This is a genomic window from Kitasatospora sp. NPDC001683 (genome assembly GCF_053596495.1).
In genome coordinates this window covers 123,807-137,341 of the sequence record NZ_JBSFGK010000003.1, presented here as the reverse complement: position 1 = coordinate 137,341, position 13,535 = coordinate 123,807, and the positions used below count along the sequence as shown (strand labels likewise).

Annotated in this window: 14 protein-coding genes; 11 read left to right on the top strand and 3 right to left on the bottom strand. The window is 73.8% G+C overall.

The features are described 5' to 3' along the window. Positions 1-216: 216 nt before the first annotated feature. From ACWCYO_RS02535 to paaE, 8 genes are all read left to right on the top strand, one after another. Positions 217-1,560, top strand: coding sequence for a sensor histidine kinase (locus tag ACWCYO_RS02535; RefSeq protein ID WP_449783106.1), 1,344 nt, complete (start codon positions 217-219; stop codon positions 1,558-1,560). Further along, positions 1,557-2,216, top strand: coding sequence for a response regulator (locus ACWCYO_RS02530; protein WP_449783105.1), 660 nt, complete (start codon positions 1,557-1,559; stop codon positions 2,214-2,216). Before ACWCYO_RS02535 ends, ACWCYO_RS02530 begins: the two co-directional genes overlap by 4 nt. A 650-nt stretch (positions 2,217-2,866) precedes the next feature. Beyond that, a complete protein-coding gene (locus ACWCYO_RS02525; protein ID WP_449783104.1) occupies positions 2,867-4,303 on the top strand; it encodes a M20 family metallopeptidase in 1,437 nt (478 codons plus the stop codon). 218 nt (positions 4,304-4,521) lie between these two features. After that, the gene (gene paaA, locus ACWCYO_RS02520) at positions 4,522-5,517 is read left to right on the top strand and encodes a 1,2-phenylacetyl-CoA epoxidase subunit PaaA (RefSeq protein ID WP_333493440.1); all 996 of its coding nucleotides are present in this window, start codon (positions 4,522-4,524) and stop codon (positions 5,515-5,517) included. A gap of 2 nt (positions 5,518-5,519) precedes the next feature. Then, positions 5,520-5,813: a 1,2-phenylacetyl-CoA epoxidase subunit PaaB gene (gene paaB / locus ACWCYO_RS02515; RefSeq protein WP_030234269.1), complete on the top strand. Its 294-nt coding sequence runs from the start codon at positions 5,520-5,522 to the stop codon at positions 5,811-5,813. Continuing rightward, positions 5,797-6,732, top strand: a complete 936-nt coding sequence (paaC, locus tag ACWCYO_RS02510; protein WP_449783103.1) for a 1,2-phenylacetyl-CoA epoxidase subunit PaaC — start codon at positions 5,797-5,799, stop codon at positions 6,730-6,732. The genes paaB and paaC overlap by 17 nt, the downstream gene beginning before the upstream one ends. Beyond that, entirely contained in the window at positions 6,729-7,286 is a 558-nt protein-coding gene (gene paaD, locus ACWCYO_RS02505; protein ID WP_449783102.1) for a 1,2-phenylacetyl-CoA epoxidase subunit PaaD, read from the top strand. Before paaC ends, paaD begins: the two co-directional genes overlap by 4 nt. Before the next feature lie 2 nt (positions 7,287-7,288). Further along, positions 7,289-8,470 (top strand): 1,2-phenylacetyl-CoA epoxidase subunit PaaE, encoded by a 1,182-nt coding sequence (gene paaE, locus ACWCYO_RS02500; protein ID WP_449783101.1) that lies wholly within the window; start codon positions 7,289-7,291, stop codon positions 8,468-8,470. An 11-nt stretch (positions 8,471-8,481) separates the two neighbouring features. Here the strand turns inward: paaE and ACWCYO_RS02495 are convergent, their stop codons facing one another. Both ACWCYO_RS02495 and ACWCYO_RS02490 read right to left on the bottom strand, forming a co-directional pair. Continuing rightward, positions 8,482-9,621 carry an NAD(P)-binding domain-containing protein gene (locus ACWCYO_RS02495; protein ID WP_449783100.1) on the bottom strand — a complete coding sequence of 380 codons (1,140 nt, stop codon included), beginning with the start codon at positions 9,619-9,621 and terminating at the stop codon, positions 8,482-8,484. 138 nt (positions 9,622-9,759) lie between these two features. After that, the gene (locus tag ACWCYO_RS02490) at positions 9,760-10,131 is read right to left on the bottom strand and encodes a YbjQ family protein (RefSeq protein WP_270142314.1); all 372 of its coding nucleotides are present in this window, start codon (positions 10,129-10,131) and stop codon (positions 9,760-9,762) included. Positions 10,132-10,255: 124 nt separating this feature from the next. On the opposite strand from ACWCYO_RS02490, the gene ACWCYO_RS02485 reads away from it, so the two are divergent. The 3 genes from ACWCYO_RS02485 (at position 10,256) to ACWCYO_RS02475 (ending at position 12,641) form a co-directional block, all read left to right on the top strand. Further along, positions 10,256-11,188 (top strand): hypothetical protein, encoded by a 933-nt coding sequence (locus ACWCYO_RS02485; RefSeq protein ID WP_449783099.1) that lies wholly within the window; start codon positions 10,256-10,258, stop codon positions 11,186-11,188. A gap of 79 nt (positions 11,189-11,267) precedes the next feature. Next, entirely contained in the window at positions 11,268-11,813 is a 546-nt protein-coding gene (locus ACWCYO_RS02480) for a hypothetical protein (RefSeq protein ID WP_449783098.1), read from the top strand. 81 nt (positions 11,814-11,894) lie between these two features. After that, positions 11,895-12,641: an aminoacyl-tRNA hydrolase gene (locus tag ACWCYO_RS02475; protein WP_449783097.1), complete on the top strand. Its 747-nt coding sequence runs from the start codon at positions 11,895-11,897 to the stop codon at positions 12,639-12,641. Between the two features lie 135 nt (positions 12,642-12,776). On the opposite strand, the gene ACWCYO_RS02470 is transcribed toward ACWCYO_RS02475, so the two are convergent. After that, on the bottom strand, positions 12,777-13,523 hold the full coding sequence (locus ACWCYO_RS02470; protein WP_449783096.1) for a hypothetical protein: 747 nt from the start codon (positions 13,521-13,523) through the stop codon (positions 12,777-12,779). Positions 13,524-13,535: the final 12 nt, after the last annotated feature.

Genomic DNA, 13,535 nt, shown 5'->3' with positions numbered 1-13,535 from the left:
GCGGATCGGCCGGTGAGCGGCGCCCACCCCGACGAAAGTAGAGGGTGCGGCTGTCCGGGAGAAGGGGGCACCGGGCCGGCGCCCGCCCGTAGCATCGAGCGAGCGGACGCGAACCGACGCGAACGTGCGCCAACTGACGCCAACTGACGCCAACTGACGCCAGCGGACGGGGCGGACGGGGCGGACGGGGCGGATGGGGCGGATGGGAGGAGCCCGATGCGCACAGGTCTGCTCGGCTGGTACGGCCCGGACCAGCGCCCCTGGGTCGGCAGCCTGCTGCTGTTCGGCATCCTCGCCCTCACCGCTGAGGAGGGCCTCTTCCAGTGGCTGCACGCCGACGGCCCGCTGCGCCTGCCCCGGACCGTGGTGGCCGCGCTCTCGCTCCTGTTCGCCCGTTGCCACCCGGCCGTCTCGGCCGTCCTGCCGGTGCTCACCGGCAGCCTCTTCAACCGGGCCTTTCCCGGCCTGTTCAGCGTCTTCCACCTCGCCTCCCTCGGCCGGACCGGTCCAGCGGTGACCGGAGCTGCGGTCATCGTGCTGGTCAGTGCGGCCCGGGCCGACTCGTTGGCCGACTGGACAGACACCACAGGCTCCCAACTGCTGCTCCAGGTAGCTGTGTTGTCTTTCGGACTGTGGCTGCACAGCCGCCGGGTGATGATCCGCACCCTGCGCGAGCGGGTCGAAATCCCGCGCCGGGAGCGGGAGTTGCGTGCCGAACAGGCCCGATTGGCCGAACGCGCCCGGATCGCCCGGGAGATGCACGACGTGCTGGCCCACCGACTGAGCCTGCTGGTGCTGCACGCCGGAGTGCTGCGCGACCAGGCCAGGGCCGGTACCGTTGCCGCGGATCCGAACCGGCTCACCCACCGGCTCGAACTGCTGCACACCGCCGCCGCCCGCTCGCTCGACGATCTGCGCGACGTCCTGGGCGCCCTGCGCGCCGACCCGCCGGAGCCGACAGCCGCCGAGGCCGACCCGCCCGTACCCGCCGGGGCCGTGCGCGTTCCGGCGCCTGCCCTGCGCGACCTCACCGACCTGGTCGGAGAGGTGAATCAGGCCGGGCAGTGGGTCCAACTCGTCCTCTCCGGCGACCCGGAGGCCGTGCCCACCACCCACCGGCTCGCGGTGCACCGGGTCGTTCAGGAGGCGTTGACCAATGCCCGCAAGCACGCGCACGCCGCACCCGTCGTCGTCCGGGTCGGCTACGGCACGCCGGCGACCACCGTTGAGGTCCGCAACGGTCCGGGCGAGGCCGCGTCGAACGGGCCGGGCGTCGGCGGCGGGTACGGGCTGGTGGGGCTCGGCGAACGGGTCGGCGCGCTGGGCGGCCACCTGGACGCGGGGCCGGACGGCGCCGGCGGCTTCCGGCTCTCCGCCCGGCTGCCCGTGCCGGACCGGCGGCCGCAGGCGGCTCCGGATCCCTCCCCGCCCCTTGTGCCTGCGCGGGTGGACGGTTCGAACCCGCGGCCCCGGCGGTCGCGGCCGGAGTCCCCGGGCTCGAAGCCCCCGCCCCCGCCGCCGCACGTGCCCCCGCACCCGCAGCCGAAGGACCACGGATGATCCGCACGATGGTGGTCGACGACGACGCACTGGTGCGCCTCGGCCTGGTCGACCTCCTCGCCCAGGACCCCGCGCTGACCGTGGTCGCCGAGGCCGCCGACGGACTGCAGGCGGTCGAGCTCGCCCGAGGCCGCCGGATCGACGTCGCGCTGATGGACATCCGGATGCCCCGGCTCGATGGGATCGCCGCCACCCGGCGGCTGCGTCAACTCCCGGACCCACCACGGATCATCGCGCTCACCACCTTCGACCTGGACGAGTACGTGTACCAAGCGCTCGCCGCCGGGACGGACGGTTTCCTGCTCAAGGACACCCCGCCCGCCGAGATCGCCCGCGCCGTGCACGTGGTCGCCGCCGGGCAGGGGATGCTGCACCCCGCGGCCGCGCGACGGCTGATCGACCGGTACCACCGGGTCGGGGCGCCCCGGGCCGTCGCCGCCCGAGGCCGGGTCGCCGGGCTCACCCCGCGCGAGACCGACGTGCTGCGCGAACTCGCCGACGGGCTGTCCAACGCGGAGATCGCAGGCGTGCTGGGGATGCGGGAGAGCACCGTCAAGGCGCACGTCAGTCGGATCCTGACTGCACTCGGCGTGGCCAACCGGGTTCAGGCCGCGCTGCTCGCGCGCGATGCGGGGCTGGTCGGGGACGGCGCCTGAGGGCGGGGGCTCGTGAGGGCAGGACGGGGCGCAGCGTCGGTCGGCGTTCACGCGGATGCTTCCCGGGCGTCGGTTCGGGCCGCGTCGCGGGCTTCCCTGAGCCGTCGCGTGCCTCCGGTTCGTACCGCCCGCTGAGCCGATGTCACCCATCCGGCGTGGAAATGCCGTGCCTTGCCGGTTTGCGCTGCCGAACCCGGGCGGCGGGTCCATGGTGGAGATGGGCGTGATCCGGCGACCGCGCCCGCGCGCCGATCCGGGCCCGCTGCGCCGAGCGCCCGCCGCTTCCTCCGACGGGTGCCCGAGGTCGGGGCCCGTACCGGCACGTTGGGAACAGGGCCACCTCGCAGGAAACCGGACGGTTCTTCTAGGCTCACATCTCGGCTTCCCTGCGGCGGTCCGGCCACTGCGCCCGCCGCGAGGAAGCCGCCGTGCACGGGGCTCCGGGCGGACCGGGGCACCGGATCGAGCGAGGAGGACGCAATGTCAAGCACGCCGCCCAGCCGTTCCACCGCACTTGGGCCAGACGGACCGGTCCGACGGGGCGTCCAACCTCCCGGCCGAGCGGTGCGGCCCGGCCGGGCCTGGTACCCGGGCGGGAGCGGTCGGCCGGTCCGGCCACTGAATACCGGCTACGGCCGCGGAGGCGAGCGTTGAGTCCCCAGGTCGTCGGGCCGCCGGCCGCGCAGGGTGCCGCCGCCGAACCCGACCACGCACCCGTGGCCGTTCCGGCCGCCGTCGGCGGCGAAGCCATGGCCGCCGCGGCCGGCTCCACTGCCGGTCATGCCAATTCCAGTACCACCGCTGCTGCGGGCGCCCTTACCTCCGGCAACACTGCCTCTGGAACCATCGCCTCCGCCAGCGCCGCCTCTGTCAGCACCGCCTCCGCCAGCACCGCCGCCTCCGGAACCACCGCGGCCCTGCCCGGACTGCCGCAGGCGCTCAGTGCCCGGGCCCGCACCCTCGCGGGTGCCGTCCGGCGGCGCTGCGCGGACCTCGCCCGGATGGAGTCACCGAGTGGAGACGCGCCACGACTCGACGCGCTCGCCGAGGAGTTGGCCGCCGGGTTCCGCGCCACCGGGGCCACCGCACGCCGCGAGCCCGGGCCGGCCGGCGACCACCTCGTGATCGAGTGGGAGGGCCGGGACGAGACCCTGCCGCACCTGCTGATCGTCGGCCACCACGACACCGTCTGGCCGGTCGGCACCCTGGCGGACTGGCCGGTGGCCGAGCAGGACGGTCGGCTCACCGGGCCCGGCGTGGTCGACATGAAGGGCGGACTGGCCGTCCTGGAGGGCGCGTTGGCGCTGCTCGCGGACCTGGGGGAGCGACCGCACCGCACCGTGCGGCTGGTCGTGGTGTCCGACGAGGAGGTCGGCAGTCCGGACGGGCGGCGCCTGGTCGAACGCCAACTACGCGGCGCGGCAGCTGTTCTGGGGCTGGAGCCGCCGCACCCGGACGGGCGGCTGAAGACCGCGCGGCGAGGCAGCACCCGGGTGCGCCTCACCGTCACCGGGCGGGAAGCGCACGCGGGCAACGACGCCCACGACGGGGTGTCGGCGGTGGACGAGCTCGTCGATCAGCTCGTGCTCGTCCGCGGCCTCGCGGGCCAGCCCGGAACCGAGCTCAACGCCGGTCGGATCAGCGGGGGTTCGCGGGCCAACGTGGTGGCCGGACGGGCCGAGGCCGAGCTCGGCCTGCGGTTCTCCACCGCCGAGGCGCAGCGCCGTACGCTCGACAACCTCGCCCGGCTGACCGCGCTGCGGCCGGGTGCGCGGGTGCGCACCGAGGTGCTGTCCAGTCGGCCGGCCTGGCCCGAGCGGACCGGCAACCCGCTGCTCAGGCACGTGCGTTCGCTCGCCGCTGTGCTCGGGCAGCAGCTGGACGGTGCCCCGGCGGGAGGGGCCGGGGACACCAATCTGCCCGGCTCGCGCGGACTGCCGACGCTGGATGGCTTCGGCGCGGTAGGTGCCGGTGCGCACGCCCGGCACGAATACATCCGGCTGGACCAGCTAGCGCCGCGGATCGCCCTGCTGGCGGCGCTGCTCGCCGTTCCGCTGCCCCGGCTGCGGAACCGCGGGGAGGGGTGAGCCGAGACGGAAAGCTGACAGAAGACGGCTGACAGAAGACAGTTAACGGATGACAGCTGACAGATTTCAGATTCTGTCAGCTGTCATCCGTTTTCCGTTCCCTTCCCTTGCCATCCCTCCGCCCCGCCGCGCACAATGGTACCGACCGAACGGTCAGTCGGTTGGTGCCCGGGTGCCAGCGCAGGGAGCCCGAGCAGGGAACACGAGAGGGGACCGTGGTGACAGCAGAGGTGGCCGAGGCGGTCCCGGCGCAGACGCCGGAGGACCGGTTCGACGCGGTGATCGCCGCCGAGCAGCGGATCGAGCCCAGAGACTGGATGCCGGACGCCTACCGGGCCACCCTGATCCGGCAGATCGCCCAGCACGCCCACTCCGAGATCATCGGCATGCAGCCCGAGGGCAACTGGCTCACCCGGGCCCCCTCGCTGCGCCGCAAGGCCATCCTGCTGGCCAAGGCCCAGGACGAGGCGGGCCACGGCCTCTACCTCTACGCCGCAGCCGAGACCCTCGGCGTCGACCGCGCCGAACTCACCGAGAAGCTGATCAGCGGCCGCCAGAAGTACTCCTCGATCTTCAACTACCCCACCCTCACCTTCGCCGACGTCGGCGTGATCGGCTGGCTGGTGGACGGCGCCGCGATCTGCAACCAGGTCCCGCTCTGCCGCTGCAGCTACGGTCCGTACGCCCGCGCGATGGTGCGGATCTGCAAGGAGGAGTCCTTCCACCAGCGCCAGGGCTACGAGCTCCTGATGACGCTGATGCGCGGCACCGACGCCCAGCGCCGGATGGTCCAGGACGCGGTCGACCGCTGGTGGTGGCCGTCGCTGATGATGTTCGGTCCCTCGGACGCCGAGTCGCCGAACACCGCCCGCTCGATGGCCTGGCGGATCAAGCGCCACACCAACGACGAGCTCCGTCAGCGCTTCGTCGACATGACCGTTCCGCAGGCCGAGCACCTGGGCGTCACCCTCCCGGACCCCGAGCTGCGCTGGAACGAGGGGCGCGGCGGCTGGGACTTCGGTGAGCCGGACTGGTCCGAACTGACCAGGGTCATCCACGGCCAGGGCCCGTGCAACGCCCAGCGGGTCGACCGCCGCCGGGCCGCCCACGAGGACGGCGCCTGGGTGCGCGAGGCGGCCGTCGCGTACGCGGCCAAGCGCGCCGCCGAACAAGCCGCACCCGCCGAGCGGCACACCCCCGAACAGGAGAACTGAACGTGACCGAGTCCAAGGCCGGCTGGCCGCTGTACGAGGTGTTCGTCCGCCCCCGACGCGGCCTGAACCACGTCCACGTCGGCTCGCTGCACGCCTCCGACGACCGGATGGCGCTGCTCGCCGCCCGTGACCTGTACACCCGTCGCAACGAGGGCGTCAGCCTCTGGGTGGTCCGCTCGGACGCGATCACCGCCTCCACCCCGGACGAGCGCGACCCGTTCTTCGAGCCCAGCGGTGACAAGGTCTACCGCCACCCGACCTTCTACGACATCCCCGAGGATGTCCCGCACATCTGACGGGGGAGCCACCGTGCACGACCACACCACGTCCACCACCGAGGACGACCACGTCTACCTCAGCCTCGCCGGAGCCACCCCCGGCCCCGAGGGCGAGGGCCGCTGGGCGTACGGGACTGGCTTCGCCGACCCGCTGCTCGGCGTGGACACCGCCCTGCCCGCCGGCCTGGCCGGCGCCGATCTCGCCGCCTACTGCCAGATGCTCGGCGACGACGCCCTGGTGCTCGCCCAGCGGCTGATCGAGTGGTGCACCCGGGCGCCCGAGCTGGAGGAGGAGGTCGCGCTCGCCAACCTCGGCCTCGACCTGCTCGGCCAGGCCCGTCTGCTGCTCACCCGGGCCGGCCAGGCGGACGGCTCCGGCCGCACCGAGGACGACCTGGCGTACTGGCGGGAGGAGCACGAGTTCCGCAACGTCCGCCTGGTGGAGACTCCGAACGGCGACTTCGCGTACTCGATCGCCCGGCTGCTGCTGTTCTCCACCGCCCGCGGCGCGCTGTACGAGGCGCTGGCCGCGCACCCCGACCCGGTGCTGGCCGCGGTCGCCGCCCGGGGCGTCAAGGAGCTGGCGTACCACCGCGAGTACGCCACCGCCTGGACGCTGCGGCTCGGCGACGGCACGTCGTACTCGGCGGAGCGGATGCAGGCGGGGCTGGACGCGGTCTGGCCGCTGCTGGAGGAGCTGTTCACCGCGCACCCGGTGGAGCTGCGGGTGGGTGTCGACCCGGCGGAGCTGCGCGAACCGGTGCTGCGCGAGCTCGCGGCCGTGATCGCCGAGGCCGGGCTGACCGTGCCGGACGTGCCGCCGCTGGCCACCGTGCTGGGCCGGGCCGGCCGGGACGGGGTGCACACCGAGGCGCTCGGCCCGCTGCTCGCCGAGCTGCAGGTGGTGGCCCGCGCACACCCGGGGGCGACGTGGTGACCGGCACCGCGGGGACCGTCGGCAGCGTCGGCACCGTGCGCGACCTGGCCTGGTCGGTCGCCGCAGCCGTGCCGGACCCGGAGCTGCCCATGCTCACCCTGGCCGACCTGGGCGTGCTGGCCGAGGTCGAGGTGGACGGCGCCAGCGGCACGGTGACCGCCTGGCTGACCCCGACCTACTCGGGCTGCCCTGCCGTCGCCGAGATGGCCGCCGACGTCGACCGCCGGCTGCGCGCCGCCGGGTACCCGGACGTCCGGGTGCGGCTGCGGCTGGACCCGCCGTGGTCCACCGACCTGATCACCGCCGAGGGCCGCCGCAAGCTCGCCGAGGCGGGCATCGCCCCGCCGCGTCCGACCTCGGCCGTCGCGTCCGCGCCCGGGCCGGTCCCGCTCGCCCTCGGCCCTACCCGCACGGGAGCCGCGACCCCCGTGCCCTGCCCGCACTGCGGCGGCAACGACACGGAGGAGCTGTCCCGCTTCGGCTCCACCGCCTGCAAGGCGCTCTGGCGCTGCCGCGCCTGCCGCGAGCCGTTCGAACGCGTCAAGGAGATCTGAGAATGCCCGCCGCCTCGCCCGCCTCCGCCTCGCCCGCCGCTTCCACGGTCTCCACGGTCTCCACGGACTCCACGGCCGCCATGGAGGCTGTCCGCCCGGCCCGCCGTCCGAGCTTCCACCGGCTGCGGATCGACCGGGTGGAGCGGCTCTGCGAGGACGCCGTGGCGGTGACCTTCGCGGTGCCGGACGACTTGGTGGCCGCGTACGCGTTCCGGCCCGGGCAGACCCTGACCCTGCGCAAGGTGGTGGACGGCGCCGACGAGCGCCGCTCGTACTCGATCTGCGCCCCCGTCGGCGGGCCGCTGCGGATCGCCGTCCGCGAGGTGCCCGGCGGACTGTTCTCGCGCTGGCTGGTGCGCGAGGCCCGGCCCGGCGAGGAGGTCGAGGTGCTGACCCCGTCCGGCCTGTTCACCCCCGAACTCGGCGTCCCCGCCGACCACGTGCTGCTCGCGGCCGGCTCCGGCATCACCCCGATGCTGTCGATCGCCGCCTCGGTACTGGCCGCCGACCGTCGCTCCACCGTCACCCTGCTCTACGGCAACCGGCGCAGCGACACCGTGATGTTCGCGGACGAGCTGGCCGACCTGAAGGACCGCTACCTCGGCCGCTTCCAGCTGGTGCACGTGCTCTCCCGGGAGACCAGGGACGCCGAACTGCTCAGCGGACGGCTGGATCCGGAGCGGGTCCGGGCGCTGCTGGCGGCGCTGGTGGACGTCGGCGGTGTCGGGCACTGGTGGCTGTGCGGTCCGTTCGGCATGGTCGCCGGGGCGAAGGAACTGCTCGCCGAACTGGAGGTGCCGGGCGAGCGGGTGCACCAGGAGCTGTTCCACGCCCAGGACGAGCCGCTCGCCGAGCGCGACGAGGACTGGGACCGCGCGGACGGCGACGCCGAGGGCGCGCCCGGCGAGCGCAGCGAGGTCACCGTCGTCCTCGACGGACGCGGCAGCACCCTCACCCTTCCGCGAGACCGCTCGATCCTGGACGGCGCCCAGCGCTCCCGCCCCGACCTGCCGTTCGCCTGCAAGGGCGGGGTCTGCGGCACCTGCCGGGCCCTGGTCACCGAGGGCGAGGTGGAGATGCGCCGCAACTTCGCGCTGGAGGAGAAGGAGCTGGCGGCCGGCTACGTCCTCACCTGCCAGGCCCGCCCGCTCACCGACCGGGTCACGGTCGACTACGACCGCTGATCCGCGGTGGTTCAGCCGGCGACGGGGACCTGCGCGCGCTCGTCCGGGGTCCCCGTCGTCGTCTCATTCGCCGTCCCCTCCGTCGTCAGCTTCGCCGGGTCACCGAGCAGCCTGACCAGGTCGTTGACGGCGGCGCGGCCGGCCCGGTTGGCGCCGATGGTGCTGGCGGACGGGCCGTAGCCGACCAGGTGGACGCGCGGGTCGGCGGTGGCGCGGGTGCCGGTGAGCGCGATGCCGCCGCCGGGGGAGCGCAGGCCGAGCGGGGCGAGGTGGCCGACCTCGGGGCGGAAACCGGTCGCCCAGACGATCGCGTCCACCGCCGTTTCCTGCGTGCCCCAGGCCACTCCGTGCTCGGTGAGCCGGTCGAACATCGGTCGGCGGTGCAGCGCCCCCAGCTCCTGCGCGCGGCGGTAGGCGACGGAGGGGCCGAGTCCGGTCACGCTCACCACGCTGCGCACCGGCAGCCCCTGACGGACCCGCTCCTCGACCTTGGCGACCACCGCGCGACCGTACTCGGGGGTGAACGGGCCCTCGTGGTAGACCGGTTCGGAGCGGGTGACCCAGACCGTCTCGGCCACCGCCGCCACCTCCGACAGCACCTGGATCGCCGAGGCGCCGCCGCCCACCACCAGGACGCGCTTGCCCGCGAACTCCTCGGGGCCGCGGTACTCGGCGTAGTGCAGCTGACGGCCCGCGAAGTGGCCAGGGTAGTGCGGGAGGAAGGGGCGGGTCCAAGTACCGGTGGCGTTGATCAGTGCCCGGGTCGACCAGGTGCCGTGGTCGGTCTCGACCAGCAGCCGGGAGTCGGGGCGCTCGGACTCGGCGCGCACGGCCCGAACCGCGACCGGGCGCACGACTGGGAGCGCGTGCCGGGCCTCGTACGCCGTGAAGTACCCCGGCACCACCTCGCGCGCGCGGGCCTCGGGGTCGGGCGCCGGGAGCTCGGCGTCCGGGAGGTCGTGGAAGCCGTGCACGGTGGCCATCCGCAGCGACGGCGAGCGGTGCGCCCAGGCGCCGCCGGGGGTGGGGTTGGCGTCGAGGACGACGAAGCCGCCGTCGGCTCCCTCCCGGTAGGGGGCGAAACCGCGGCGGCGGAGGTGGTAGGCGGCGGACAGTCCCGCCTGCCCGGCGCCCACCACCAGGACGTCCACGAGCCGCTGTCGGGCCTCGTTGGTTGCACCCGCGCTCGTTGCACCCTCGTTCGTTGCACTGTAAACAGTCACGCCGGTGAAACATCGGGGGCCGGGTGGCTGTTCCCGTGACGGCCGGGCTCCGGCGGGGGAGCGGCCTCAGCCGATCGGGGAGATCACCGCGGCGGTGCCGTACGCGCAGACCTCGGTGCCGACGTCCGCCGCCTCGGTCACGTCGAAGCGCATCATCAGGACCGCGTTCCCGCCGCGCGCCTTGGTCTGCTCGATCAGCCGCTGCATCGCCTCGTTGCGGCTCTCCACCAGGGTCTTCGTCAGACCCCGCAGCTCGCCGCCGATCAGTGACTTCAGCCCGGCGCCGATCTGGCTGCCGATGTGCCGGCTGCGCACCGTGAGTCCGAACACCTCGCCGATCATGTGGTCGACCCGGAAGCCGGGGATGTCATTGGTGGTCACGACCAGGACGTCGGCGTTCGGGCCCTGCCCGCCGCCGTACTCGTTGATGTCAGCCATGCGGTCCATCCTGCCGGTGGCGTGCGTCCGAGTGACAGAGGCGCGGCGGGGCGCTGGCCGAGATGGTCTCCGGAAGCTGGTTCAGACCGGTGATCGGGCGGCGGAAAAGCCGTACCGTAGCCCCATGGGCGAGCGAAGCGATCATCCGCAGGGGCCGGGCGCGGCGGAGTACTCCGGCGCGCCGGAGATCGAGGCGACGGTGGTGCTGGGCCTGCGTATCACCGACTGGCCGGCGCTGCGCGCGGCCGCGATCAGGGCCGTCGAGGAACTGGACTTCGAGGGCATCGACCCGGCCGGCCAGCGCCGCGAACTGCTGCGCGAGGTCGCCGAGGACGCCAACGCGGCGCTCGGCGCGCTGCTGCACCCGGACCGGCTGGTGGCCGCGATCCCCGGAGTCGAGGCGCTCGGCGGCACGCTGGAGATCAGCGTCACCGAGGACTTCACACCGGACTTCGCCGAGCTGTTCCCGCTGGACGGCGAGGACGAGGACGGCGGCGGCGCGGGCGCGGACTGGACCCTCACCCCGCGCACCGCCTGCCTGCTGCACGCCCAGCTGCTCGGCCTGGCCGACGCCGCCTACGACGACCTCGACGAGCACGGCGACGACCCGGTCGTCGACGGAGAGGACGTGGACTGGACGGTCTTCGCCCGGCTGCCCCAGCGCACCTGGCGGCTCCAGCGGAGCTGGCGACGCGCGATGGCCCGCGCCTTCGACGACCTGGCCGACGACCTCGCCCTCGGCGAATGGCCGCTGCCGCGCTGCCTGGCCGAGGAGCTCGCGCTGCGGATGGCGCTGGTGGACGCCCGGGCGCTGCTCGGCTCCCAGCCCGAATCGGTGGCCGACATGATGGGCGACCTGCCGGCCGACCTGTACGACTACGACTGGGACGGTTGCCACGACGAGCTGTTCGGCGTGTACGGGCCGGACGACGGGGACCCGGAGCTCGGCGCGGAGCAGCGCACCGAACTGCTGCTGGCGGCGACGCATCCGGAGGGGTGGTTCCTGATGTACGAGGACGCGGAGGAGCGGGACCCGCAGCGCGGGTACCGGCGCTGAGCGGGCGTCGGATCGGGTCGGGTCGGTGGCGCGGCTCGCCGCTCGGGCGGGGCGGTGAGTGGGCGGCTAGGCTGCGGGCATGTCCGATGTGTCTGGTATGAGAGGTGTGCCCTCGGGGGAGTCGCTGGCGGGGGAGTCGCCCTCGGGGGAGTCGGCGCCGGAGGGCTCGGTGCCGGAGGAGTCGGCGCTGAGTCGGATCGCGCTCGGGCTGGACGGGGTGCGGGCGGCGCAGCGCGGGCGGACCGCCGAGGCGCGGGCCAGCTTCGAGGCCCTGTGGGAGGAACTGGGGGAGCGGGACGTCTTCCACCGCTGCGTCCTGGCGCACTATCTGGCCGATCTGCAGGACGACCCCCGGGCGGAGCTGGAGTGGGACCGGCGGGCCCTCGCGGCGGCCGACTCGCTGACCGCCGAGCGCGCCGCCACGTACGAGTCAGCCCTCCAGGTGCGGGCCTTCTATCCCTCGCTGCACCTCAACCTGGCCTCCGACCACCTCAAGCTCGGTGAGCCCGACCTCGCGCGCGAGCAGCTCGAGCGCGCGGTGCGGAGTCTGGACGCGCTGCCGGAGGATGCGTACGGCGCGGGGATCCGGACGGCGGTGGACGAACTGCGGCAGCGGCTGCGCTGAGCCCAAGCGGCCTCGCTGAGCCCGGCTGTCGGGCCAGGGGGCAGAACATGGGGGTGGACTGCGGGCTGGCATGCTGGACGGGTGACTTCTCCGTTCGATGCCCCGGCCCTCGTTGCCACCCCCGATGACGTCTCCGACGTCGCTGACGTTTCCGACCCTGCGGAACGCGATGCGCTGCCCCAGTACGTGCTGCCGCTGGTCGTCCGGCTGGAGCGGGCCACGCCGCCGGGGCGGACGGATGCGCTGGAGACCTCGGCGCGGGCGGTGCTGACGCTGCTCGCCGATCCCCGGGTGACCGAGGTGGACGGCGAGTGGGCCGCGCGGGTCGCGGCCTGGGAGGACGCCCGGATCCGCAAGGTGGTCCGGCGGGCCCGGGGCGGGGAGTGGCGCCGGGCGCAGGAGCTGCCGGGCATCACGATGCGAGGGCAGGAGGCGGAGGTGCGGGTGTTCCCGCCGATCCCGCTGGACGGCTGGCCGAAGGAACTCGCCAAACTGCAGGTCTCCGGGACGGACCTGGAGGAGGCCGCCGAGGTCGGTGCGCCCGATCCGGAGCTGCCGGTGTTGTGGCTCAACCCGGAGCTGGAAATGAGCGCGGGCAAGACGATGGCCCAGACCGGGCACGCGGCGCAGCTCGCTTGGTGGCGGCTGGACGCGGCGCAGCGCAAGGAGTGGGCGGAGTCGGGCTTCGCGCTCGCGGTCCGCACGGCTGCGCCGCAGGCGTGGGAGGAACTGGTCCGCAGCGGGCTGCCGGTGGTCCAGGACGCGGGCTTCACGGAGATCGCGCCGGGTAGCTGCACGGTGATCGCGGAGCACCCGGCGCTGCGGTGACGGCGAACAGATCACAGCGAACAGATGACAGATTTCGAAATCTGTCATCTGTCATCTGTCATCTGTTCGCTGTCTGCGCCCGCTTGTCCGTTGCCCCTGTTCCCTGTTCCCCGTTCCCCGTTGCGCGGTCGCCCGCTACTCGCCCGAGGCCTGGTAGCGCCGCATCGCCCGGAGGCCGCCGTACGCCGCTGCCGTCGTCCAGAGTGCCATGATCAGCAGCCCGGTCCAGTGGCCGTAGTGGATGCCGGGTTCGGTGTGGGTGCGCATCGCGTAGAGGCCGGCCCGGTCGGGCAGGAACTGGCCGACCTCACGCACGCCGGGGATCGCGGCCAGCCAGGTGGTGCCGAGGAAGACCATCGGGGTGAGCAGGCCGAGCGCCGCGCTGAAGTTGCCCAGCATCGCGGTCAGTCCGAGGCAGATCAGCACCATCATCGGGTGGTAGAGCACCCCGGCGAGGAAGCTGCGGGCCAGTCCGGGGGTGGAGAGGTCCAGGCCTGCGGTGGCGTCGACGGCGAGGAAGCAGCCCGCCGTGGAGGCCAGCCCCACCAGCAGGCCCAGTCCGGCACCGAGCGCGATCTTGGCGGCGTACAGCCGGCCGCGCCGGGGGACGGCGGTGAGTGACGTGCCGATCATGCGGGTGTTGAACTCCTGCCCCATCAGCAGGATTCCGAGGCAGGCCACGGCCACGTGGCCGAACAGCAGGCCGTAGAAGATCCCGTCGGCCGGGTCATCGCCGGGGGCGTGGTCCTTCGTCGAGTAGGCGGCGTTGACGGCCGTGGTCACCCCGACGGTGATGACCACGGCGGTCAGCGGTGCCGCCCACTGCGAGGGCAGGGTGGTGAACTTGATCCGTTCGGCGCGCAGGGCGTTGCCGAGGCTCATCCTCATCTCTCC